Genomic DNA, 23,096 nt, shown 5'->3' with positions numbered 1-23,096 from the left:
CGTATGGTTTCCCCTGCGAAAGGAGGTGGTCCGTGTCTATATTTGACGGGCTCAAGGGCAAGGCCGGAGAGCTGAAGGGCAAGGCTACCGAGCTTGTGGGTGAAAACGCCGACAAGATCAAGGGCGGCATCGGTCACGCGGGGAAATTCGTCGACGAGAAGACCGGCGGAAAGTACTCGGACAAGATCGACGGCTTCCAGAGCAAGGCCTCGGAAGCGGTAGACAAGGTCGACCGCAATCAGGGGCCCGCCACGGGAACCGAACCCGGACCGACTCCTCCGGCCGTATAAGCTTCAGAGCACGACAAAAAGGGCCTGGCTCCGCCTCTTTTGGCGGGACCAGGTCCTTCGTCGTTTATGGGCGTCTCCGGGCTCCCGGCGGCCGAAGTTTTCCTGCCGGCCGGGTGTCCTTCCAGCCGGCAGGAATTCTTCAGGCAGGAATTCTTCAGGCCGGCAGCTAAGCAGCTTCTCCGGTCTGCCCTTCGCGCGCCAGCGCCGTAAGCCGCGAAACCGCACGGAAGTACTTCTTCATATATCCGCCGTTCATCATTTCCTCGGTGAAGAGCTGATCAAACGGAACACCGCTGGCGAGGATCGGAACATCCTTGTCGTACAGCCGGTCAGCCAGCACCACAAAACGCAGGGCCACGGACTGCTCGGTGATGGTGGTGACGTTGTGCCAGGCAACAGCGTCCACCCCTTCGATGAGCTGACGGTAGCGGCTCGGGTGGACGGTGGAGAGGTGGTTGATGAGGGTGGCGAATTCGTCGTCGGCAACAATTTTGCCGCTGAACTCTTCAGCCACCCGGTCGTTAAGGTCAGCCTCACTCACGGGGTCCGGAGACTGGGGCAGTCCGCGGTGGCGGTAGTCTTCACCGTCAATGCGCACGACGTCGAACTGGTCGGCAAGGACCTGGATCTCACGCTGGAAATCGACCGCAGCGAAACGCCCCTCACCGAGAGAACCGGGCAGGGTGTTGGACGTAGCGGCAAGCTTGACGCCGGCGTCGGCCAGTTCCCGCATCAGGCGGGACATCAGGACCGTGTCCCCCGGATCATCGAGTTCGAATTCATCGATGCAGACGAGCTTGTAGGCGCTTAGGGCTTCAACGGTTTTGCGGAACGAGAGGGCCCCCACCAGGTTCGTGTACTCCACGAAGGTTCCAAAAGCTTTTGGCCCCTCAACGGCGTGCCACAGCGAGGCCAGCAGGTGGGTTTTGCCGACACCGAAACCGCCGTCGAGGTAGAAACCGGCCTTGGAGTCAGGCTTTCTTGCACCAAAGAGCTTGCGCAGGCCGGTGGGTTCGGGCACGTCGACGGCGACGGCGAAGTCCCGCATGGCGCTGACGGCCTTGGCCTGTGACGGCTGCGCGGGGTCAGGACGGTAGCTGTCGAAGGAAACTTCACCGAACCGGGGCGAGGGGAAAAAACCCTTCAGAAGTTCGTCGGTCGAGACCTGGGGAGTCCGCTCTGCAAGGTGCTCCACTTGTGCCACTGTGCGCAATTTCCGTCCATCCGATGTTATTAGCCGTCATATTGGGTCCCACGGTAATGCGGCCAGTGGTACCAAGCCCGCCGCCGGCAAAATGCCGCCGTTGCAACGATACGCCAACAGGGCGTCTTCGGCCGTTACAGACCCCCTGTTTCGGCGGCCGGCAAGACGCCGGTCCAGCTGCAGGAAGTTTTCGTCCGCCCATATCGTTAGGCTAGAGGTAAGCCCGTGCCGCCGCTATCGCGTCCGGCAGCAATCATTTAATCCGAAAGAGGCCGCGCGCATGTCGATTGCCCCTGACACCGCTTCCAAGTTTTCCGAATATGCCCATCCCGAGCGCCTTGTTTCCACGCAGTGGCTGGCCGAGAACTTGGACGCCGACGGCTTGGTGGTCCTTGAATCCAACGAGGACATCCTGCTGTATGAAACGGGCCATATCCCGGGCGCACGGAAAATCGACTGGCACACCGACCTCAACGATGCCGATACGCGTGATTTCGTGGACGGCGAAGCATTCGCGAAGCTGATGTCCCGCAAGGGCATCACCCGTGACTCCACCGTGGTGATTTACGGGGACAAGAGTAACTGGTGGGCCGCCTACGCACTGTGGGTCTTCACCCTCTTTGGCCATGAGGATGTCCGGCTGCTCGACGGCGGCCGGGATAAGTGGGTTGCCGAAGGCCGCCCCATGACCACTGACAAGGTGGTTGTTGACACCACGGATTACCCGGTGGTGGAACGCAACGACGAGAAGATCCGTGCCTTCCTGCCCGACGTCGTCGGCCACCTGGGCAAAGGACCGCTGATCGATGTGCGCTCCCCCGCCGAATACACGGGCGAACGCACCCACATGCCCGATTACATGGATGAGGGTGCCATGAAGGGCGGCCACATCCCCACCGCCAAGTCGGTGCCGTGGGGCAAGGCTGCCGCCGAAGACGGAACCTTCCGCACGCGCGAAGAACTGGAGGCGCTTTACAAGGAAGGTGCCGGGCTGAAGGAGGGCGACGACGTCGTGGCCTACTGCCGCATCGGTGAGCGTTCCAGCCACACGTGGTTTGTGCTGAAGCACCTGCTTGGATTCGACTCCGTCCGCAACTACGACGGTTCCTGGACCGAGTGGGGCAACGCAGTACGCGTCCCCATCGCCCGCGGCGAAGAGCCCGGCAGCGCTCCCCGCTGATCCCCGCCGATCCCACCCCCTAGAACGCAGAGAGATTAACACCCCATGAGCGTCACCCCCGAAACCGCCGTCCCGGATCAGCTTGCTGAGATTGTTGACGACTTCCAGGCCCTTGAGGAAGCCGAGCGGCTAGAGCTGCTGCTGGAATTCTCCCGCAGCCTCCCGGAGCTTCCCGCCGAAATCGCCGACCGGCCGGAGCTGATGGAACAGGTTGTCGAGTGCCAGTCGCCGGTGTTTCTCAGCCTTGACGTGGACGACTCCCCTGACCATTTGGTATCCCTGTTCTTCAAGGCACCGCCGGAGGCCCCCACCACCCGGGGCTTCGCCAGTGTGCTCTATGAGGGCCTGAACGGTCTGCCCGCGCAGCAGATTCTGGCCGTCCCGGCGGATGTTCCTGACCGTCTTGGCCTCACTCGCGCCATCACACCGCTGCGCATGCGCGGCATGTCAGCCATGCTGGGACGTATCAAGCGCCGTCTGGCCGAGCACGAAAAACTGAACCAGGGGTAGCCGGCCCGCCGGCACCACTCGCCAGCAGCGCGGTTCGCACAGGAAAGGCCGGAGACATGGCAGGCAATCGGGACAAGCACTCGGGCAAGCACCCGGATAAACACGCGGGCAATCATCCGGGCAAGGGCGCGACGCCGGCCACCCGGCTGCTGGACGAAGCCAAAGTTCCGTACACGGTCCGCCACTATGAGCATGACGACGGAGCCCCCTCCTATGGTTTGGAAGCAGCGGAGAAACTGGAGCTGCCGCCGGAGGCCGTTTACAAAACGCTGATGGTGGATCTGGGCGGCCGGCTGGGCGTTGCCATGGTTCCGGTTGCCCAGAACCTCGACCTGAAGAAGTTCGCCGCGCTGATGGGTGCGCGCAAAGCCGTAATGGCAGACCGGCACGAGGCGGAGAGGCGCACCGGCTACGTGGTGGGAGGAATTTCGCCGCTGGGGCAGAAACGACCCTCTCCAGCGGGAATCGACAACCGCGTGGAACTGCTGGACACCGTTTATGTTTCCGGCGGACGGCGTGGACTGCAGATCGGGCTCTCGCCCTTTGACCTCATCCGGCTCACCTCCGCCCTCACGGCGCCCATAGCGGCTACGCCGGCGTAAGGCCCTTAACCCCGTTCCTCCGCACGGCGCACAGCCGGATGCCGGGTACGGCCCAGGATGTTGTTGAGCCATACCGACACGGTGGTTTCCCAGCGCTCGGGATCCACGTTGTACTCCTTGGTGTGGCCGGCCTTGGAAAAGCGCTCAAACGTGACCACTCCGGGATTCTTCTCGGCCAGCTCCGCAGACGGACCGCAGGGAACAAACTCGTCGTCCTCGCTGTGCAGAATCAGAGTGGGAATCCGGAGCTCGTCCGCCCGGGAAACCCAGTCCATGCTCTTGAGGTCCAGCGGTGCGGCAAGACCTGTCAGCGCCCGGCCTGCCGTATTGGAGATCAGCCACTGGCCCAGCCGTCCGGCCTGCGCCGGGATTCGGTTGAGACGGGCATGGTGGGCCAGCACGTCAACCCAGTTGATGACCGGACCGTCCAGTACCAGAGCGCGGATATGCCGGCTCAACGGAGACCGGTCCGCGGCCTGCAGGCTGATGGCTCCTCCCATCGACCACCCGAACAAAACCACGTCCTTGGCACCGTGGTCCAGGGCGTAACGGATGGCGGCTTCGACGTCGTGCCACTCTGTCAGGCCCAGGCCATACCGGCCGTCGGACGCAAAGGGCGCTTCGCCGTCGTTCCGGTAGGAAATGAGCAGGCTCGTCAGGCCCGCCGCACGGGCGGTGCGCACTGCGCGCAGGCATTCGGTCCGCTGCGCACCGCGGCCGTGCACCATGATGGCCCAGGTGGCGGCTTCCTGATCAGCCCGGACCAGCCAGGCCGGTGCCATGCCCCCGTCCACGGGAACCTGGACTTCCTCCTCGGCCAGGCCGACGGCGGCGGGCGAGGGATAGATGGCACCGCTCCACCAGCCCCGCACGGCTTTGGCAAGATCTCCGCTGTAGATTTCTTCGACGTCGCGCTGGACGGTTCCTTCACGCGGCACGTAGGAACGGATGGTACCTATCCGCGCGTGGCCCTCACCGCCGTCGAAATACAGGCTGTAGGTTCCGTCCACCGTGGTGTCCTCATTGGCCGGCAGAATGATCTGCTTGCCGTGCTCCGAATCAAACACGGCCAGGATCTCCAGATTGGCGTCCCGGGTGCGGCGAGGGGTGACCACCTGCCGGGCGAAATAGACACCAAGGCCCGACGTCGCGGCGAAAAGTGCCGTGGTTGCAGCCGCGCCCACCCCGGCACCGAATGCCGTCCACTTGATCCACGGGGCGGAAATTCCGGTTGGAGGTGCAGGAACGTCGGAGACAGCCGGGAACGAAAGGGCGGGGATCGAGATAGGCATACATCCATTCTTACCGATGCTTCCCCGTGCCGCTGCGCACCCATGCCGCGGAACGGCCAAATGTCGCTGGCGCCACACCGTCCTGCCTAAAGCAGCTGCAAAATGCCGGAAACCCTCCCGGCGCTCATCGGGCCGCGACCGGTTGCTTTCCTGCCCCGCCAATTTTCACCTTGGCCTCGGATGCAACTGGTGAGGACAGGCACTACGCTCCGCAGTATCCGTAAACCGGTCCCACCAAGCAGGGAGCCACCCATGAGCACCAACCGCCTGCCACCCATTCCCGTCATTGACGGGCACAATGATTTTCCCTGGACGGCACGCACTGCGCGCGGATACTCCGTGGAGGGAATGGAAGAGGACAAGCTCAGCCTGCACACCGATATTCCGGCCCTCCGGAACGGCGGTGTTGCGGGACAGTTCTGGTCGGTGTGGGTTCACAGCGCCATCGAAGGTGCCGACTCGGTCCAGGCGACGCTGGAACAGATCGACTTTGTGCACCGCATGGCTGCCCGGTATCCCGAAACGTTTCGTCTCGCGTCTACGGCAGACGACGTCCGCCGGAGCATGAAGGACGGCCTCATTGCCTCGTTGATCGGGGTCGAAGGCGGCGGCCAGATCAACGGGTCACTCGCCGTGCTGCGCAGTTACGCGCGCCTGGGTGCCCGCTACTTGACCCTGACATGGACCTCCAGCAGCAGCTGGGCCGATTCTGCCACCGGCGACCCGGTCAACAACGGGCTCACCGGATTCGGCCGGGAAGTGATTGCCGAAATGAACCGGATCGGCATGCTGGTGGATCTGGCCCACACCTCCGTCAAGACTATGCACGATGCCTTGGACGTCTCGACCAGGCCCGTCATCAACAGCCATGCCGGAGCCTACGCAGTCAATCCCCATCCGCGCAACGTCCCCGACGACGTAATCCGGCGCGTGGCAGAGACCGGTGGTGTTCACATGGTCACCTTCGTGCCGTCGTTTATGAGTGCGGAACGCAGTGCCTGGTCGATCGGCGGCAAGGAAGGCCCGATGCCGCCGGTGGATGTCCGTGCCGTCGCAGACCATGTTGACCATGTGCGGTCCGTGGCCGGGATCGACGGTGTTGGTCTTGGCGGGGACTTTGACGGCTCGGATGTGATGCCGGAAGGGCTGGACACGGTTGCCGGTTATCCGAACCTCTTCGCTGAACTTTCACGCCGCGGCTGGCATAACGATGACCTCAACAAACTTGCCTCTGAAAACATCCTGCGGGTCCTCGAAAGTGCAGATGAGGACTACCGCTCTTTCCTGCAGACCGGATCCGGCGCCGGATGACTGCAGAGTGTCAGGAGTCCCCGGCCAGGCATTTTTCATCACGTAAGCTGGCCGCATGACTGCAACAATCGTGGTGCTGACCGAAGAGTCCCTCAATGAAGTGGACATCACCAACCTGCGGTATCTGGTCCAGGACAACCCGGCCCGCTTTGAGGTGCTGGTCCCGGCCGATACCGGACGCAACCTGCTCGTTGATGTGTTGGACAACCTGAGCCTGCTTCAGTTTGCAGAAGCATTCCGAGACCTGACCGGTGGAAAACCCACGAAGGACCAGGAGACAAAGGCTGCCGAAGTTCAGCTGAGCGAATCGCTGGCACTGCTGGCGTCGTCGGGCCTGGAAGCCGGCGGCTCAGTGACGGGAGAGGACCCGGTTCAGGCAGTGGTTGCCGCGGCGAAGGCAACGAATGCACAGCAGGTTGTCGTGATCACCACGCCGCACGCCGTAGAGGACACGTTCCGGACCGATTGGGCGAACGAAGCCCAGGAGCGCTTGGGGGTGCCGGTGCTGCACCTCTACTCGGGCTCGGGATTTATTGGCGGCTCTTAAGCGTTGACCCGGATATGACGAAAGAGACTACTGGAACCGTGCCCGTGCAAAAAACAGATGACCAGTGGCGTGAGGAACTGACCCCCGAGGAGTACCAGGTCCTACGGAAGGCCGGAACCGAGCGCCCGTACACCGGCGAGTACTGGGACACCAAGACTGCCGGCGTCTACCAGTGCCGGGCCTGCGGAAGCGAACTGTTTACCTCGAGTGAAAAGTTCGATTCGCACTGCGGCTGGCCGTCCTTCTTTGCCCCGTTGTCAGAAGGCAAGGTCCGCTACCTTCATGATCGCAGCATGGGCATGGACCGGATCGAGGTCCGCTGCGCCAACTGTGACTCCCACATGGGCCACCTGTTCGAGGGTGAAGGCTTTGACACGCCCACCGATCAGCGCTTCTGCATCAACTCCGTCTCCGTGAAGCTGGTTCCGTCGGAGTCCGCCTCCGCAGACGGCGCCAAGTAACTCCACCGTGGAGCACGGCGTCTTCCCGGGAGAGCTGATTCCCTCCGCGGAAGTTACCGACGAGGCGATCGACAGCTACCGGTTGCTCAGCGCTGATATTGCCTCCGGCGTGGCTGTGGTTTCCACCCGGCTGCGGGGCCGGGACTACGCCGCGACGGTGAGCGGTTTCCTTTCGGTTTCCTACGACCCGCCAACGCTGCTGGTGAGTCTTTATGCAGAGTCGCGGATCGCCGAGGCCGTGGTGGACAGCGGAACCTGGGCGCTGAGCCTGCTCTCCGCCCGCCAGCGCGGCACGGCAAATTGGCTGGCAAGTCCCGGATCTCCGTTGGAAGGACTGCTCAGCCAGGTTGACTACGGCCGCGGACCCGTCACCGGAGCCGCCGTTATAGAAGGATGCATCGCCTGGTTCGAGGTCCGCACCACGCAGGTGACGACGGCGGCCACTCACCAGTTGGTGGTGGGTGAAGTGGCGGCGATGGGACGGCGTGCTTCGGCCGACGACGAGGCTGATCCCCTGGTGCATTTCGCGTCCGCTTACGGGCGGCTCGCCTGACCCGACCGCTTCCCAAGGCCCGGATGCACGCTGCATCCGGGCCTTTTGCATGCTATCCAAGGAGGCCGAAGGGCCGACCATTGTTTCCCCGCAGACCCAACCGTAACCTCGAAGGACAGGACATAACGCGACCGAGCCGGAACCATGGCCGCATCCCGGCCACACCAGGAGACGAGCATGGGCACAGAGCAGTACCACGAGCCGCCATCGGAACTTCCTGCTGAAACCAGGACCTTCGCCCGAATGTGCGCCAGCCTGAGCGAGGAAGCTGAAGCCATTGGCTGGTACGTCCAGCGCATGGCTGTTGAGCCCGACGCCGAGTCCCGCGCCATCATGCACGACTCCCTGGGCGAAGAGTTCAAGCACTTCAGCATGGAACTCGAATTCCTGCTGCGCCGGACCCCGTTGTGGCGGCAAATTGCACGGGGAATCCTGTTTACGGACGGTGACATTGTCCAGCACGGCGAGGCTTCCGAAGCTGAGGCAACCGGAGACGGCGACGGCGCCCCCGGGGGTTAGCGAAAAAAGTTCGCCTCAACCACCCGCTTCCGGCCGTTATGCCGACAGGCCCGGTCCGCTTCGAGGAACACGCAGCACTACTGCTTCCCAGGAGGTGCATGAATGGCACGCAACAGCTTGCTCGATCGGTTCCGGCCTGTGGGAGCACCCGGCCCTGCAGGCCCTTCCGGAGTACCCGCCGGCGATGATCAGGGCCCCGAAGCCGAACTTGTACCGGTCTTTGAGGCGCTGGACCCAACCATCCGCGACGGCAGGATTCTGGTGGACTCGGCGACCGCGAGGGCAGCAGATACGGTTGCCCAGGCACGAACCCAGGCTGCAGCCATGGTGGAACAGGCCCGGATGGACAGCGGCGCTGTCCGCGCCAACGCCGCAGCAGCCGTTTCCCGGGAAGCTGTTGCCTCCGATGAGCAGATGCTCGGCCAGGCAAAGGAAGAGGCAGCGGCACTGAAACGCCGGGGTGAATCCCGCGTGCCGCAGTTGGCTGCTGCCATTGTGGCGGATTTGGTTTCCGATCTGCTTGGCTCCGGCGCAGATCAGGCAAATGCCGCGGACACCGATAAGCACGGAAATGACGCAGCACCATGAGGTCAGATTGGGTCGCGGCCTCCGTTCGCGCGCGGTCCATGGCCCAGCGCCGCGTCGGCGCAGGGACCTGCCGCGGGATCGCCGCCTCGCCGGATCTGCAGGCCGCCCTGGACCGTCTTGCCGTTACAGCCTATGCGGATGAGCTGGAGCTTGTTCAGACATTGGCCCAGGCACAGCGTGCCACGCGCAGGACAGTCCTGTGGCAGTTGAGGGTCCTTGCCGGCTGGCTCCCGGCCGGAGGTGCGCGGCTGGTTCGTTCTGCCGCTGCCGTGTTCGAAGCCGACAACATTTTGTCTCTGGAGCTTAAGCTGCGGCGGGAACAGACCGCCCAAACGCGTCAGGACATCCCGAACTCAAGCACGGGTACCGGAGCAGGCACAGGTACCGGGTCAAGCCCGGACACCGGGGCAGGTGCCAGTCGCGGTTCCAGGTCCGGCGAGGACTTTCAGCCCTTTGACCTCGGCGGGCTGGCAACAGCATGGCCCCGGCTTCAAACAGCCGGCACCGTGGAAGAGCTGCGGTCCGCGCTGAGTTCTTCCCCGTGGGGCGATCCCGGGCAGGACGCTGCACTGTCCGATGCCCTCACCATGGTCTGGCTCCGGCGGCTTGCCAACGAGGCACCGCCGGCACGTTCCTGGGCTGCTTCAGCAGCTGCCCTGCTCTGTGCCCGGCTGGTCTTTATTGACAGGTCCTCCCCCGGAGAGCGGCTGCTGTCGCTGCTGCGGCCGCTGATTGGAACCGGCTGGGTGGGCGCCGACAACCCTGATGCCCTGCGCGCCGTCCTTCCCCCGGGACCGGCGCAGGCGCTGGACTCACTGCAGATCCCCACCGAACTCTGGCGCGGTGAAGCGCTGCTGGCGGCACGGGTGGAAATGGACGGGTTTCATCTGTTGCGGGCAGGTTTGCCAGGTCCTGACGTTGTTCTGGGTGCCATGGCGGTACTGGCCGTGGATGCTTGGCGTGTGCGGGCAGCACTGGCTGCTGCCGCGGTGAACGCCGGAAACAGCGAGGTGCTCGATGCCGTGGCGTGAAACCCTGAGCCCGGTGCGGATGGAGCGGGTGGCACTGGTTGCCCCGCTTCAGGCCCGGCACGAAATGCTGACCGAGGTGGCCCGCAGCAAAGCCGTGGAACTTGATCTGCCGTATGAACCGGGGACCGGACCGGAAGAGTACAACCGGGCAGCGGAAGCCGCCGTCGTCCACGGTCCCGTGGCGGGCCTGGTGGGCTGGTCGCCGTCGCGGGCCCTGCGGGACCTTCAGTCGGCGCTGGAACCGCACGGAGCTTCCGCCGTCGTCATCCGGAGGCCGCAGGGTGCGCAGCCGCCTACACTGCTGACCGGCGACGAGCGGCGCCGCCGCCAGGTGCCCGCACTGTCCCGCCTGCTTGTGGACACCTACACCACTGTGCCGTACGCGGATCTTGATCCGGCCCGGCTCGCCGGGGTGGCCTACGTGGTCATGTTCGGAGTGATGTTCGGGGACGCCGGACAGGGTGCCCTGCTGGCCATCGCCGGGCTGCTGATCCGGTTCCTGAAGGTTCCCTGGCTGGAACGGTTCCGCCGGACCTGGCTCTTCATCACCGGCGCCGGACTGTCCGCTGTGTTCTTCGGCTTCCTCTACGGCGAATTCTTCGGGCCCACCGGCGTTATCCCGGTGTTGTGGCTGGAACCGCTGGAGGAGCCCATTCCGCTGCTGGTTGCCGCCGTTGTGCTCGGTGCAGTATTGCTGGCCGGGGCCTACACCCTGGGCACCATCAACCGCGTTCGTGAAGGCGGTTGGGGCTACGCCCTGTACGCACGGTCCGGGCTGGCCGGAGCACTTCTGTTCGCCGCCATCGGCCTGCTGGCGTGGGGGTTGCTCGCGTCCAATACCGTGATTCTGGTGATCGCCGGGGTGGCCGCGCTGATTGCCCTGGTGCTCATGTTCATCGGACTGTTCACCGAGTCCGGCGGCGGCGCGACGGGCGGGCTGCAGGCAAGCGTGGAGCTGGTCGACAGCGTGGTCCAGCTGGGCTCCAACTTGGTCTCCTTTGCCCGCTTGGCGGCCTTCGGGCTCACCCATGCGGCCCTCCTGGGAGTGGTGTGGCAGGCTACCACCGCTTTGTGGGCCCCGGATTGGCGGGCGGTTTTGGCCGTCCTGGTTTTCCTTCTCGGCAACATCCTCACCTTCGCCCTTGAGGGACTGGTGGCCGGGATCCAGGCCCTGAGGCTTGAGTATTACGAACTGTTTTCCCGTGTCTTCCAGGAAGAAGGCCGGCGCTTCCGGCCCTGGAATCCCGACACCGACGAATCTGCATCCCCAGCTGAAAGGCGTCACCCATGAGCCCCTGGTTTGCCGGCCTTCCGCTGGTCCTTATCCTTGTTGTCCTGCTCGCCGTCGGGGCCGTAGCGCTGATGCGCCGCAACAGACGCACCGGCATCAAGGCGCTCCTGGGCCTTAACGCGCTGCTGATGGCCGGGGCGCTGGCCCTCTTTGCCGCGGCCCTGAATGCTGCACCGGCTACTGCCGGAGTGGGCGACGGCGGCGCCGCATCCACGGCCGTCGCCATGGCCACTGAGGGAAGCGACAGCAGCGGTGCCGCTTTGATCGGCGCCGCGATCGCCGTCGCGGGCTCCTCGATTGGTGCGGCCATTGCGGTGGCCTACACCGGATCAGCGGCCCTGGCCGCTATGAGCGAACGGCCGGAAATATTTGGCCGGGCGATGGTGGTGGTGGGTTTGGCCGAAGGCATCGCCATTTACGGGCTGATCATCTCGATCATCCTGATCGGGCAGGCATGAACGACTCCGGAACGGTGGCTGCCCTTGGGGAGCCGGCGCTGCTCCAGGGTTTCCGGCTTGCCGGCGCCGTCCTCTATCCGGCCACGGGTGACGCGGAGGTCAAAGCCGCTTGGTCCCGCCTACCGGACACCGTGTCTGCCGTGATCCTGACACCGGGCGCCGCACGAATCCTGGCGGAGCAGATTAATGAGCCCACCTCTCCCCTGACGGCGGTGATGCCCTGATGAGCCGCCTTCCCTCGGGATCCGAAGCATCCCTTGAACCGCTCCGTTATGCCCTGCGGCGCGGAGCAGACAAAGAGGCCAGCAGGTTGGCCGAGGATGCCCGGGCCCAGTCCGACGCGATTCTCAGCACCGCCCGGGCGGAAGCGGACGAGATCCGGAAAACCGCTGCGCAGCAGGGCCGCGAAGCTGCCCGCACCGAGGCTTCCGGACGGTCCGCACGCATCCGGCGGCAGGCACGGCGCACCGTCCTGGCACAGCAGGAAGCCCTCCGCGCCGAACTGGTCCAACAAGTCCAGCAACAGGCACAGGAGCTGCGCAGTGATCCCCGGTATCCGCGTTTGCTGCGAATCCTCACCGAATGGGCGGACAGCATCCTGGGGCCCATGGCTTCAGTGACAGAGAGCTACAAGGGCGGGGTGACCGCAACGGCAGGATCCAGACATCTGGACTTCTCCCTGCCCGCGCTGGCAGCACAAGCGCTGGAAAACCGTGCCGGGGAGGTGCACCGGTTATGGGACGCCGAGTGAACACCGCTGGCAGCAGTTCCGGCCTCGAAACAGGAACCATCACCAGGGTCAGCGGACCGCTGGTGGAGATTACGGGCCTGCAGGGACTGTCCATGCTGGAAATTGTGGCCATCGGTCCGGAGCGGATTTCCGCCCAAGTAGTGGCGATCAACGGAGAGAATGCCACGCTTCAGGCTTATGAATACACCGGCGGACTGAAGTCCGGCGACCCGGCGGAACGGTCCGGCCACCAGCTTTCCGGACTGCTGGGACCGGGCCTGCTGGGAACAGTGTTTGACGGGCTGCTGCGTCCGCTGTCCTCCGCTCCCCTGTGGCTGACCCAGGACCGGCAGGCTTCGGCGGAAGATCCGACGGTGCTGGAAACCGAATGGGAATTCACCCCTTCGGTGAACGTTGGAGACACCGTGCAGCCCGGGCAGATCATCGGCACAGTCCCGGGGGCGGGCACCGTGGAGTTCCGCGTGATGGTGCCGCCCGCCGTCGCCGGCGTTGTCCAGTGGCTGGCGGAGGGTTCCGTCCATCCCCTCGATCCGGTGGCACGCGTAGACGGGGTGGAGGTGCCGCTGGCGCAGCAGTGGCCGGTGCATACCGCCCGGCCCTTCGGCGAGCGCCTGACCGAGGCGTTGCCCCTGCACACGGGACAGCGGGTCCTCGACCTGCTCTTTCCGCTCCCCCGCGGCTCGGCAGCGGCCGTCCCGGGCGGCTTTGGCACGGGAAAGACCCTCACCCTGCAGCAGATCGCCAAGTGGTCCGACGCCGACGTCATTGTCTATGTGGGCTGCGGCGAGCGCGGCAACGAAATGGCGGACGTGCTGGACGGCCTCTCCGATCTGGACGACCCCCGCACCGGAGGCAAACTGATCGACCGGACCGTGATCATCGCCAATACCTCCAACATGCCCATGATGGCCCGGGAGGCTTCCATCGCCAGCGGCGTCACCGTGGCCGAGTTCTTCCGCGACATGGGGTACGACGCCGTCGTCATTGCCGATTCCACCTCCCGATGGGCTGAAGCCCTGCGCGAGTTCGCCAACCGCAACGGCGACCTCCCCGCCGAAGAAGGCTATCCCGCCTCCCTGGCCAGCGAACTGTCCGCCTTTTACGAGCGGGCGGCGCGGGTGCGCACGCTCGGCGGCGCGACGGCGTCGGTCACCGTCATTGGCGCTGTCTCCCCTCCCGGCGGCGACATGAGCGAACCGGTGACCACCGACACCCAGCGCTTTGTGCGTTCCCTGTGGGTGCTGGACCGGGACCTCGCCTACTCCCGGCACTATCCGGCCGTCAGCTGGCGGGGCTCCTTCGCCCGTGATGCCGAGGCTCTGGCCCGCTGGCACACAGCGAACGGAGATCCGCTGTGGGCCCAGCGCCGGGCGTCGGCCACTCTGCTGCTCTCCGAAGCGGACCGGCTCACCGCCCTGGCCGAGATCATCGGCACCGCGTCCCTGCCCGGACATGAGCAAATGGTGCTGCTGGGCGGGCGGCTGGTGCGCGACGGCGTCCTGCTGCAGAACGCGCTCAGCCCCAATGACGGTTACTCATCGGCTGAAAAGGGGTCGGCACTGCTGCAGATTGTGCTTGATGTAGTGGATACCTGCCAGTCGCTGGTGGCGCGCGGTGTCCCGGCGGCCGACGTCGAACGCGTGGACTTCACACCGGTGCTGCGGCTGCGCGAAACCACCGGACCCGCCGATGCCGACGGCGTCTGGACACAGGGACGCGAGTTTCTGCGCCAGCTGGAGCAACTGGGCGGAGTCGGACAGGACCGTGCAGGACAGGACCGCGCAGGACCGGACCGCGCAGAAACCGGCAGGGAATCTTCGGGAGGCATCAATGGCGGCACATGACAGCGGGGCAGATTCGGTGCCTGGCGGCTCCACAGACACCAATGCCGCCAGTTGGGTGCCGGCCTCCGCCATTCCCGGCGTGGGGCACAGCGGTGTGCGGGAGCTGCGCGGACCGTTGCTGGTGCTGGGCGATGCCGAGGGAGTGGGCTGGGACGAGTTCGCCACCGTTGCGGTCAGCGGCCAGCGGGACCGGCATGGTCTCGTGCTTGAGGTGGACGGGGATGAAACCACCCTGCAGGTGCTCGAAGGCACCGAGGGCATGTCACTGGGCGGCATTGAGATCCGTTTCTCGGGCCGCCCGCTGGCGGTTCCTGCAGGCCCCGGCTGGCTTGGCCGGGTATGCAACGGGCGCGGTGAACCGCTCGACGGCGGCCCCCCGGTGACCGGAGGAACGCCAATGCCGGTGGGCGGCTGGCCGCTGAACCCCGTGTACCGCGAGCCTCCCCAGGATCCGGTGCTTACGGGCATCTCAGCCATCGATGCCCTGACCACTCTGGTCCGGGGACAAAAACTGCCGATCTTCTCGGTTCCCGGCCTGCCCCACCTCACCCTGGCGACGCAGATTGCCGCACAGGCCACCACCTCCTCGGGGCGGGCGTTCCGGGTGGTGTTTGCAGCCATGGGCATGACGCACGCGGACATTGCCTTTATCCGGGATCGGCTGGAGGAACGCTCCGCCGCCGGTGAGCTGGTGCTGCTCCTGAACGCCGCCGATGATCCGGTGATCGAACGCATCCTCACTCCCCGCATTGCCCTGACCGTGGCCGAGTCCCTGGCGTATGACCACGGCTCGGACGTGCTGGTGGTCATGTCGGACATGACCAGTTATGCCGAAGCAGTCCGCGAGGTCTCCGCTGCCCGGCGGGAGATTCCGGCCCGGCGCGGCTATCCCGGCTACCTGTACAGCGATCTGGCGACGCTCTATGAGCGCTGCGGCCGGGTGCAGGGCAGGGAAGGCTCGGTGACCATTGTGCCGGTGCTGACCATGCCGGCCGGGGACATCACCCACCCCGTTCCCGACCTCACGGGTTACATCACCGAGGGCCAGGTGGTCCTGGATCCGGACGTCGACGCGCGGGGCATTTACCCTCCGGTGGATGAGCTGTCCTCGTTGTCCCGCCTGATGCGCAGCGGCGCGGGGAAAGGCCGCACCCGGGAGGATCACCTGGACGTGGCCGCCCAGATTCTCTCGGCGATGGCCCGTGCGCGGTCCGCCGCGGAGCTGGCCGAACTGGTGGGCACGGCAGCCCTGAGCGAGACCGATAACGCCTACATTGAGTTCCGCAACGTGGTGGAGCATGACCTGCTCAACCAGGGCAGGGACGAGCTGCGGACTTTCGACGAAACCATGGCACGCGCCTGGCAGGCTTTGTCGCTGCTGCCCCGGCGGGAGCTGAACATGCTGTCCGCCGAGTTCCTGGACAAATATCTGCCCGGCCCCGAAGGCGGTGCTTCGCTGTGAGCGGGTTCCGCAGCACCGGCAGCCGGGCTGACAAGGCCGACGTCGAGCGCCGCCTGGCCACTGCCACCCGGGGCGCCGAACTGCTGGACCGCAAGCAGCGGATTCTCCGGCTCGCGATCGACGGGCTGCAGGAGGAGGCAGATGCCGCCCGCCTCGCGTGGCAGGAGCAGGCCCGCCGGGCGGCCGTGTGGCTGCAGCGTGCCGCGGGTTTGGATGGTGATGACCGCATCATGGAGGCAGCACCGGATAACCCCGCGCGGGTAACGGTTCGGTGGGGCGGCGCGATGGGGATTTCCTATCCGCAGGATGCCGAGTGCCTGCTCCCCGATCCGTCGCCGACCGGCGGGAGTTCAGCTCTGGCCTATGCCGCCGCAGCGCATCGGGAGGCCCTGCAGGCCGCGGTCACTGCGGCGGGCACCGAACGGGCTCTGCTCCTGGTGTCCCGGGAACTGCTCGCCACCCGCACCCGGCAGCGTGCCGTGGAGAACCGCTGGATTCCACTGCTCCAGGATCAGCTGGCCGAGATTGGCCGGCGGATCGCCGAGCAGGAATTGGAGGAGAGCCTGCGGCTGCGCTGGTCTGCCGGGCTGGTCTGAGACAGCCGCATGTTTCCCGGAGCACCGGTCCGGATCAGCCCCCCCGATTCTCAGAGCTGGAAAGCTGCTGCCCGCACAGGTGAGCCGTCCACCTCTGACAGCCGCAGCGGAAGCGCCGAAAACCAGGGGTCCGTCCAGGTCACGGCATCCAGGTTGGTCAGGTTTTCGATGATGGCCCCGCCCGCGCCCAGGAACTCGTCATGGAAGGGAAGGTGCACCGGTCCGCTGGAACCGGGTGCCGGAGTGGGATCGGGATTCAGGGTATCCATACCCACCGTGCGGACGCCCGCGGCCAGCAGTCGGACGGCAATCTCCGCTTCAAAAAACGGATGCCGCAGATAGCGGGGCGTATTGAAGCAGGAGGACCAGCCGGTGCGGAAAAGGACGATCGTGCCGGGCGCGAGGCCATGCATGCTCCCGGCAACGTCCTGCCACCGGATGCACCCGTATTCGGCCGGTTCCGCCACCGGAATAATCCGGGCCGGTCCCATCAGCGTCTCCAGGGGAAGCCGGTCCACCCCGGCCCCTCCCGGAACCGTGTGCAGCGGTGCATCCAGGTGTGTTCCGGTATGGCTTCCCAAGTGCAGTTCGGCAACTTGGAAACCATCCTGCTCCACTGAGGCGGCGTTCCTCAGGAACACCCCGGGGTCACCGGGGAAAACCTGCATGCCGGTGACCACCGGGTGGCTGAGGTCAACTGCCAGCATGCTCGGGCTCAGCCTCGCTCAGGTGCAGGGACACGGGTGAACCCGAGACGCGTCTGCCCCCTGCGGCACACCATCCCCAGTACAGGGCAAAGCTGAACAGGAAGGTTGGAATGGTCGCCCCCACCGGGCTGGCAACGGCATAGGTGAGCAGCAGCGAGACGGCTGCGCCCAGCAGCCAGGTCACCAGGGCCGGCACGTTGAATCCGCCCCGGAACCAGTAGCGGCCGCCGCGGGCGCGAAGGATGTCTGCGCTGTAGGAGGACTTGTTCACCAGGTAGTAGTCGGCAATCATCACGGCGAAGACGGGGATGAACAGTGATCCAATGACCGTGAGGAAGGACGTGAAGCTGTCCAGCAGGCCCAGCCAGGTCGAACCGAGGATCGACACGGCTCCCAGGATGAGCGCGGTGGGAAGGAAACGGATTTTCCGCGACGGAACCATGTTCACCACCGAGGACACCATCCCGTAGACGACCATCGTGTTGGTGGCCATCACGGAGAGGAAAATGACGACGGCGAGCGGGGCACCGAAGACTCCCACAATGACTGCCGGCTCAAAGCCCACGGCTTCCCCGCCGTCGAGCACCACATAGCCAATGGCGGTGGCGCCCAGCACCATTGCCAGGACGGTGGAAAGCAGGTAGCCGACGGCGGAGCCAGCCACGCCTGCCGCCTGTGTCCTGGCCAGCCGGTTGAATTCGGCGGACAGCACGGTCCAGGAGACTGCGGTGGCAATGACGACGTCGAGCACCCCGACCGCCGACCAGCCGGCTGCGGGATCAGCTTTAATCGCAGCGAAGTCTGCCAGCGGGAAGGTGGTGAAGGAAACCGTGAAGATGTAGCCCATGATCGCCAGGATCACCAGCGCCAGCCACGGCTCCACCCGGGCAATGCCCTTGTGCCCAAAGATCGCCAGGGACACGACCAGCAGCTGGCACAGGACGGAGAACAGGATCGGCGAGGAGAATCCGGTGGACCGCTCCACCAGGAAGTTGACCGTGACGCCCGCGAGCATGGCCTGTACCCAGCTCCATCCCATGAGGATCACGACGTTTGCGGCCACGGCCAGGAAAGACCCGCGCAGTCCGAAGGCACCTTTGGACAGGGACATGGTCGGCAGGCCGGTGCGGGTACCCATGTTGCCGATCAGCACCAGAACAGCGGCACCGATTACGGTCCCCAGTACGATCATGCCCACGGCTGTGGGCCAGGTGACGCCGGGAACAAACAGGGTGCCGGTCAAGAGGGTGGTCACCACCAGGTTGGCGGCAAGCCAGATCATGCCGATCCGCCCGGTGCCCATGGTTCCCCGGATCGGACCGTAGCCCTCGGAATCTTCGTCCAGCCGGCGGGACAGCCGGGACCAGGCAGAGGGACGGTTTGTTCCGGCGGCGGTTTTCGCTGGGCGGCCGGCGTTGGCCTCAAATGATGACATGGCGGGCCGGCCTTAGGCTGCCGTGCCGGAGGCAACGACGCCGGCTTCGGGGGTGGAGGACGAGGCCGCGGCGGAGGATTCCGCTGCACCGGAAGGCGCCGTGGACAAGTGCTCGTGAACGGCCAGGATGCGGCTGCCTTGGCGGGTAAACACTATGGTTTCCCGTTCCCGAAGCGTTTCCGTAATCTCCCCCACGCGGGTGGTGGTTTTCACCGTATGGCTGAAGATGGCGCTCGTGCCGCAGAGCTGGACCCGTGCGTCGGTGCTTTCGCAGCCCGTGACGGACCAACCGTCGGCGAGCCAGCCGTTCCAGAGGTCCTCATACTCGCTGCGGCTTTCAATGCGCTGCGCTTCAGGGTGAAAAATGAACGTCGCCTCGGGTGAAAACGCCGCGAAGTACGCCTGTGTGTCCGTTCGGGAGAATGCGGCAACGAGCTCCGCCGCCGCAGCGAGGACCTCCCGTTCGGTCAGCTGGTTGACCTGCTGGTGGGAATTCATGACGGTCCTTCCGGCGCTTTACCCAGTGGCCGTGCCGGGGAACAGCACGGCCACTGGGTAAACAATTGGTGCTTATTAGACAACACCAGTGTGGAAGTGACACGAGTCACTTGTCAACTGATGCCTTCGTCGGCACCAGCCGGCGGCCCTTCCGTTACGTCTCGCGCAGGAGGGGTCCTACAGCCGGAAGCCCTCATCCAGCCGTTCGATAATGGTGACGTTGGCCTGGCCGCCGCCCTCGCACATGGTCTGGAGGCCGTAGCGGCCGCCGGTGCGCTCGAGTTCATGCAGCAGGGTTGTCATGATCCGGGCACCGGTGGCACCGATCGGGTGCCCCAGGGAGATGCCGCCACCGTTGACATTCACCTTGTCCATGTCCACATCGAGTTCCCGCTGCCAGGCCAGCACCACCGAGGCGAAGGCCTCGTTGATTTCCAGCAGGTCAATCTCGTCCAGGCTCATCCCGCTCCGGCCCAGGGCATGCCGGGTGGCTTCGATGGGGGCGCTGAGCATCATGATGGGATCGTCCCCGCGGGCGGAAATGGAATGGATGCGGGCACGGGGCTTCAGTCCGTAGCGGCGCACGGCATCTTCGGAGGCCAGCAGCAGGACGGCGGCGGCATCGGAAATCTGCGACGACGTGGCGGCGGTGAGCCGGCCGCCGTCGGACAGCGGTGCCAGGGATTCGATCTTGGCGCGGTTCGGTTCCCGGGGGCCTTCGTCGGCGGTAATTCCGTTCAGCGGCAGGATTTCGCGGTCAAAGCGGCCCTGAGCCTGGGCCGCGAGCGCCCGGACGTGGGATTCGACGGCGAAGTCCTCCATTTCGGAACGGGTCAGGCCCCACTTGTCCACCATCATTTCGGCTCCGATGAACTGGGAGACCTTCTGGTCCCCGTACCGCTCAGCCCAGCCGGTGGACCCGGTGAAGGGATCCGGAAAGCCCAGTTCCCGGGCCGCGCTGTTGGCAAAGGAAATCGGAATCGAGGACATGCTCTGCACTCCGCCGGCCAGGACCAAATCACTGGTTCCGCTCATCACGGCCTGCGCTGCGTAGGACACCGCCTGCTGCCCGGAACCGCACTGGCGCTCCACCGTGGTGCCGGGCACACGCTCGGACAATCCGGCGGCCAGCCAGGAGGTGCGGGCAATGTCCATGGCCTGCGGACCCACCTGGTCAATGGCGCCAAGGATAACTTCGTCAAACTCTGCGGAATCGATCCCGGTGCGACGCACGGTTTCGGCGATGACATGGGCGGCCATGTCGGCGGGGTGGACTTTGCTCAGTCCTCCGTTTCGCCGGCCAACGGGAGTGCGGACGGCGTCAATAATAAATGCTTCAGCCACGGGAACAGGCCTTTCGTCGGGAAAATGCTGTGTTTTCCACCACCCTAGGTGATGCAGCCCACGCGGGCACCAATCCAGCGGTATGCGTCCTGCGGACGCGCCTGCGCCGCCGCACCGGAAGCTTGTGAGGCGAGCAGGTGCTCACCGATGCTGTTCGGATCCGGGCACTCGCGCATCCGGTCCGGCTGGAACTGCGCGGCAGACGAGCGCCGGCCGCAACGCCGGGGATGGGTACTGCACAAGTCCGGAGGGCAGGGGGCGAACGGCTAGAATGGAAAGGCTGTCATTAATGACAGCACCGCCGCGGGCGTTCCATCCTGCGGCCGCATCCCACCACACGTGAAAGCAGCGGAGTGTCCTTACAGGTTCAGCCCACCGTCAGCGCCACCACCAGTCCGGCCGGCAAAGCGACTGCGGCGATTGTCCGCGAGTCCTCCCGCCGCCGCACCTTTGCGGTGATCTCGCACCCCGACGCCGGTAAGTCCACGCTCACGGAGGCTCTGGCGCTGCACGCCCGCGTGATCGGCACAGCCGGTGCCACCAACGGCAAGGAAAACCGCCGCGAGACGGTTTCCGACTGGATGCAGATGGAAAAGGACCGCGGTATTTCCATCAGCTCAACGGCGCTGCAGTTCGCGTACCGGGACACCGTGATCAACCTGCTCGACACCCCGGGCCACGCCGACTTCTCCGAGGACACCTACCGCGTGCTGGCCGCCGTCGACTGCGCCGTCATGCTGGTGGACGCAGCCAAGGGCCTGGAAACACAGACCATGAAGCTGTTCGAGGTCTGCCGCGCCCGCAACCTGCCGATCATCACCGTGATCAACAAGTGGGACCGCCCGGGCCTGGATCCGCTGGCCCTGATGGACGAAATCACCGAACGCACCGGACTCACCCCCATGCCCCTGACCTGGGCCGTCGGCATTGCCGGCGACTTCCGCGGTGTCTGGGACCTGCAGAAGGACGAATACGTCCACTTTGAACGGCAGAACTCCGGCGCGTCCCTGGCCAAGGAAGAACACCTCAGCCCCGAGGACGCCCTCGCCCGCGAAGGCGACGTGTGGGAGGACTCCCTGGGCGAAGCAGAGCTGGTCATTGACGGCCGCGAATTTGACCGTGACGCTTTCCTCAACGCCAAGGCCACGCCCATCCTGTTCTCCTCCGCCGCACTGAACTTCGGCGTAAAGCAGATCCTGGACGCCCTGGTGGATCTGGCGCCGTCGGCCTCCGCCCGCGAGGACAAGGACGGCGGACTCCGTCCCGTCGAGGCACCGTTCTCCGGCTTTGTGTTCAAGGTCCAGGCCGGCATGAACAAGGCCCACCGCGACCACGTCGCCTTTATCCGCGTCTGCTCCGGCATTTTTGAGCGCGGCATGGTGGTCACACACTCCAACACCGGCAAGACCTTCGCCACCAAATACGCCCAGCACCTGTTCGGCCGCGAACGCGAAGTGATCGACCAGGCCTACCCGGGCGACGTCGTCGGGCTCGTCAATGCCTCCGCCCTGCGCGTGGGTGACAGCCTGTACGTGGAGGAGCCGGTGGAGTACCCGCCGATTCCGTTCTTCAGCCCCGAGCACTTCCGCGTGGCCCGGTCCAAGGATCCCAGCCGCTACAAGCAGTTCCGCCGCGGCATCGACCAGCTGGAGCACGAGGGCATCATCCAGGTGCTGCGCTCGGACCGGCGCGGAGACCAGGCGCCGGTGCTGGCCGCCGTCGGGCCCATGCAGTTTGAGGTGGTTGAAGACCGCATGACGCAGGACTTCAACGCCCCCATGCGCTACGAGCAGCTCTCCTACTCGCTGGCCCGGCTCACCACCGCCGACGCCGCGGAGATCCTGTCCAACGTGCACGGCGCCGAGGTCTTGGTGCGGACCGACGGTGCGTACGTGGCTGTATTCAATGATGTGTGGGCGCTGCGCCGGGTGGAAAAGAACCACCCCGAGGTCTCCCTGACCGTCATTGGTACGGAATCCCCCAACAGCCGCGGCTACTAGTCAGCGCGTCAATTCTTGAGTGCCTGAATTCGTCAGTGCCAGAATGGCTTCCCTCAGCGGGATCGGCCGTTCCGGCAGACCGGCGACGGCGCTTTGGGCCGCTCCGTCGATCAACCAGCCAATCCAGGCCGCCAGCTTGGGTGCGCTGACGTCCCGCCGGATGGAAGTGTCGCGCTGCCCGGTGTCGACATGCCGGACAAGGAAGGCCAGCACGGTTTCGGACTCGGCCGAGAGAATCGCCGCCACCGACGGCTCAGCCGCAACGCCAAGGAGACCGTTCACGAAGGTGGAGTAGGACGAGTCGGCGATGTCGCCCTCCAGCGCAGCGGCGTAGGCCAGGATAGCCGCCAGACCTGATGCTTCTGCTTCGATCCGTTCAAGGTCCGCACCCAGGTCATCAACGTCGGAACCGAGGACCGCGACGAGCAGTTCGAGCTTGGTGGGAAAGTAGTGGAAGAACGTGCCGGAGGATATCCCGGCCGCCTGACAAATGGTGGCGGTGGTTGCACCTCTGTAGCCATGCTCGGCGAACTGACCCTGGCTGGCTTGGCTGGTCGTCTTCATTGGCCTTGCCCTCTCCTATTCGCCCCTGTGGCTGCCCCGGGCGTGCCGTGGGCTGGGT

Annotated in this window: 27 protein-coding genes; 19 read left to right on the top strand and 8 right to left on the bottom strand. The window is 65.3% G+C overall.

What is annotated here, in order from left to right; genetic code table 11:
- Nucleotides 1–32: 32 nt before the first annotated feature.
- Nucleotides 33–290 (top strand): antitoxin, encoded by a 258-nt coding sequence (locus CXQ89_RS07765; RefSeq protein WP_104054543.1) that lies wholly within the window; start codon nucleotides 33–35, stop codon nucleotides 288–290.
- Nucleotides 291–456: 166 nt separating this feature from the next.
- Here the strand turns inward: CXQ89_RS07765 and zapE are convergent, their stop codons facing one another.
- Complete coding sequence (gene zapE, locus CXQ89_RS07760) at nucleotides 457–1,494, bottom strand: cell division protein ZapE (RefSeq protein ID WP_104160857.1); 1,038 nt, start codon at nucleotides 1,492–1,494, stop codon at nucleotides 457–459.
- 280 nt (nucleotides 1,495–1,774) lie between these two features.
- Here zapE and CXQ89_RS07755 point away from each other — a divergent pair, with 280 nt between their 5' ends.
- Genes CXQ89_RS07755 through ybaK form a run of 3 tightly spaced genes read left to right on the top strand, consistent with a single transcriptional unit; the run spans nucleotide 1,775 to nucleotide 3,786 of the window.
- The gene (locus CXQ89_RS07755; RefSeq protein ID WP_104160856.1) at nucleotides 1,775–2,674 is read left to right on the top strand and encodes a sulfurtransferase; all 900 of its coding nucleotides are present in this window, start codon (nucleotides 1,775–1,777) and stop codon (nucleotides 2,672–2,674) included.
- A gap of 45 nt (nucleotides 2,675–2,719) precedes the next feature.
- Nucleotides 2,720–3,184 carry a SufE family protein gene (locus CXQ89_RS07750; RefSeq protein WP_104054546.1) on the top strand — a complete coding sequence of 155 codons (465 nt, stop codon included), beginning with the start codon at nucleotides 2,720–2,722 and terminating at the stop codon, nucleotides 3,182–3,184.
- Between the two features lie 56 nt (nucleotides 3,185–3,240).
- On the top strand, nucleotides 3,241–3,786 hold the full coding sequence (ybaK, locus tag CXQ89_RS07745; protein WP_104054547.1) for a Cys-tRNA(Pro) deacylase: 546 nt from the start codon (nucleotides 3,241–3,243) through the stop codon (nucleotides 3,784–3,786).
- 5 nt (nucleotides 3,787–3,791) lie between these two features.
- On the opposite strand, the gene CXQ89_RS07740 is transcribed toward ybaK, so the two are convergent.
- Complete coding sequence (locus tag CXQ89_RS07740) at nucleotides 3,792–5,078, bottom strand: S9 family peptidase (RefSeq protein WP_104160855.1); 1,287 nt, start codon at nucleotides 5,076–5,078, stop codon at nucleotides 3,792–3,794.
- Nucleotides 5,079–5,330: 252 nt separating this feature from the next.
- Between CXQ89_RS07740 and CXQ89_RS07735 the strand changes: the two genes are divergently transcribed.
- From CXQ89_RS07735 to CXQ89_RS07670, 14 genes are all read left to right on the top strand, one after another.
- Nucleotides 5,331–6,389, top strand: coding sequence for a dipeptidase (locus CXQ89_RS07735; protein ID WP_104160854.1), 1,059 nt, complete (start codon nucleotides 5,331–5,333; stop codon nucleotides 6,387–6,389).
- 55 nt (nucleotides 6,390–6,444) lie between these two features.
- Complete coding sequence (locus CXQ89_RS07730) at nucleotides 6,445–6,936, top strand: hypothetical protein (protein ID WP_104160853.1); 492 nt, start codon at nucleotides 6,445–6,447, stop codon at nucleotides 6,934–6,936.
- Between the two features lie 14 nt (nucleotides 6,937–6,950).
- Nucleotides 6,951–7,397 carry a peptide-methionine (R)-S-oxide reductase MsrB gene (gene msrB, locus CXQ89_RS07725; protein ID WP_104103150.1) on the top strand — a complete coding sequence of 149 codons (447 nt, stop codon included), beginning with the start codon at nucleotides 6,951–6,953 and terminating at the stop codon, nucleotides 7,395–7,397.
- A gap of 7 nt (nucleotides 7,398–7,404) precedes the next feature.
- Nucleotides 7,405–7,950 (top strand): flavin reductase family protein, encoded by a 546-nt coding sequence (locus tag CXQ89_RS07720; RefSeq protein ID WP_104103148.1) that lies wholly within the window; start codon nucleotides 7,405–7,407, stop codon nucleotides 7,948–7,950.
- Nucleotides 7,951–8,127: 177 nt separating this feature from the next.
- Nucleotides 8,128–8,469 (top strand): hypothetical protein, encoded by a 342-nt coding sequence (locus CXQ89_RS07715; RefSeq protein WP_104054553.1) that lies wholly within the window; start codon nucleotides 8,128–8,130, stop codon nucleotides 8,467–8,469.
- Between the two features lie 102 nt (nucleotides 8,470–8,571).
- Nucleotides 8,572–9,057, top strand: coding sequence for a hypothetical protein (locus CXQ89_RS07710; RefSeq protein WP_104054554.1), 486 nt, complete (start codon nucleotides 8,572–8,574; stop codon nucleotides 9,055–9,057).
- On the top strand, nucleotides 9,054–10,088 hold the full coding sequence (locus CXQ89_RS07705; protein ID WP_104160852.1) for a hypothetical protein: 1,035 nt from the start codon (nucleotides 9,054–9,056) through the stop codon (nucleotides 10,086–10,088). The genes CXQ89_RS07710 and CXQ89_RS07705 overlap by 4 nt, the downstream gene beginning before the upstream one ends.
- Entirely contained in the window at nucleotides 10,075–11,379 is a 1,305-nt protein-coding gene (locus tag CXQ89_RS07700) for a V-type ATPase 116kDa subunit family protein (RefSeq protein ID WP_207346635.1), read from the top strand. The genes CXQ89_RS07705 and CXQ89_RS07700 overlap by 14 nt, the downstream gene beginning before the upstream one ends.
- A complete protein-coding gene (locus tag CXQ89_RS07695; protein ID WP_104103142.1) occupies nucleotides 11,376–11,837 on the top strand; it encodes an ATP synthase subunit C in 462 nt (153 codons plus the stop codon). Before CXQ89_RS07700 ends, CXQ89_RS07695 begins: the two co-directional genes overlap by 4 nt.
- Nucleotides 11,834–12,061, top strand: a complete 228-nt coding sequence (locus tag CXQ89_RS07690) for a hypothetical protein (protein WP_104160851.1) — start codon at nucleotides 11,834–11,836, stop codon at nucleotides 12,059–12,061. The genes CXQ89_RS07695 and CXQ89_RS07690 overlap by 4 nt, the downstream gene beginning before the upstream one ends.
- Nucleotides 12,061–12,588, top strand: coding sequence for a hypothetical protein (locus tag CXQ89_RS07685; RefSeq protein ID WP_104160850.1), 528 nt, complete (start codon nucleotides 12,061–12,063; stop codon nucleotides 12,586–12,588). Before CXQ89_RS07690 ends, CXQ89_RS07685 begins: the two co-directional genes overlap by 1 nt.
- Entirely contained in the window at nucleotides 12,585–14,432 is a 1,848-nt protein-coding gene (locus CXQ89_RS07680; RefSeq protein WP_219815574.1) for a V-type ATP synthase subunit A, read from the top strand. The genes CXQ89_RS07685 and CXQ89_RS07680 overlap by 4 nt, the downstream gene beginning before the upstream one ends.
- Entirely contained in the window at nucleotides 14,419–15,894 is a 1,476-nt protein-coding gene (locus tag CXQ89_RS07675; protein ID WP_104160848.1) for a V-type ATP synthase subunit B, read from the top strand. Before CXQ89_RS07680 ends, CXQ89_RS07675 begins: the two co-directional genes overlap by 14 nt.
- A complete protein-coding gene (locus CXQ89_RS07670) occupies nucleotides 15,891–16,490 on the top strand; it encodes a V-type ATP synthase subunit D (RefSeq protein ID WP_181032260.1) in 600 nt (199 codons plus the stop codon). The genes CXQ89_RS07675 and CXQ89_RS07670 overlap by 4 nt, the downstream gene beginning before the upstream one ends.
- Before the next feature lie 50 nt (nucleotides 16,491–16,540).
- Here the strand turns inward: CXQ89_RS07670 and CXQ89_RS07665 are convergent, their stop codons facing one another.
- The 5 genes from CXQ89_RS07665 to CXQ89_RS18795 form a co-directional block, all read right to left on the bottom strand.
- Entirely contained in the window at nucleotides 16,541–17,197 is a 657-nt protein-coding gene (locus tag CXQ89_RS07665; RefSeq protein ID WP_104160847.1) for a cyclase family protein, read from the bottom strand.
- A complete protein-coding gene (locus CXQ89_RS07660; RefSeq protein ID WP_104160846.1) occupies nucleotides 17,184–18,632 on the bottom strand; it encodes a cytosine permease in 1,449 nt (482 codons plus the stop codon). The genes CXQ89_RS07665 and CXQ89_RS07660 overlap by 14 nt, the downstream gene beginning before the upstream one ends.
- Nucleotides 18,633–18,644: 12 nt before the next feature.
- Entirely contained in the window at nucleotides 18,645–19,130 is a 486-nt protein-coding gene (locus CXQ89_RS07655; RefSeq protein ID WP_104160845.1) for a nuclear transport factor 2 family protein, read from the bottom strand.
- Between the two features lie 177 nt (nucleotides 19,131–19,307).
- Nucleotides 19,308–20,474: an acetyl-CoA C-acetyltransferase gene (locus CXQ89_RS07650; protein WP_104160844.1), complete on the bottom strand. Its 1,167-nt coding sequence runs from the start codon at nucleotides 20,472–20,474 to the stop codon at nucleotides 19,308–19,310.
- Nucleotides 20,475–20,518: 44 nt separating this feature from the next.
- Entirely contained in the window at nucleotides 20,519–20,650 is a 132-nt protein-coding gene (locus tag CXQ89_RS18795; RefSeq protein ID WP_258059962.1) for a hypothetical protein, read from the bottom strand.
- Nucleotides 20,651–20,893: 243 nt separating this feature from the next.
- Between CXQ89_RS18795 and CXQ89_RS07645 the strand changes: the two genes are divergently transcribed.
- A complete protein-coding gene (locus CXQ89_RS07645) occupies nucleotides 20,894–22,474 on the top strand; it encodes a peptide chain release factor 3 (protein ID WP_104054867.1) in 1,581 nt (526 codons plus the stop codon).
- Here CXQ89_RS07645 and CXQ89_RS07640 read toward each other — a convergent pair whose 3' ends face one another.
- Nucleotides 22,475–23,038, bottom strand: coding sequence for a TetR/AcrR family transcriptional regulator (locus CXQ89_RS07640; RefSeq protein WP_104160843.1), 564 nt, complete (start codon nucleotides 23,036–23,038; stop codon nucleotides 22,475–22,477). It abuts the gene before it with no gap.
- Nucleotides 23,039–23,096: the final 58 nt, after the last annotated feature.

It is taken from the genome of Arthrobacter sp. ZGTC212 (assembly GCF_002929255.1).
GTDB lineage: Bacteria > Actinomycetota > Actinomycetes > Actinomycetales > Micrococcaceae > Arthrobacter_B > Arthrobacter_B sunyaminii.
The sequence above is the reverse complement of the archived record's forward strand: the minus strand, read 5'-3'. Positions and strand labels throughout refer to the sequence as shown.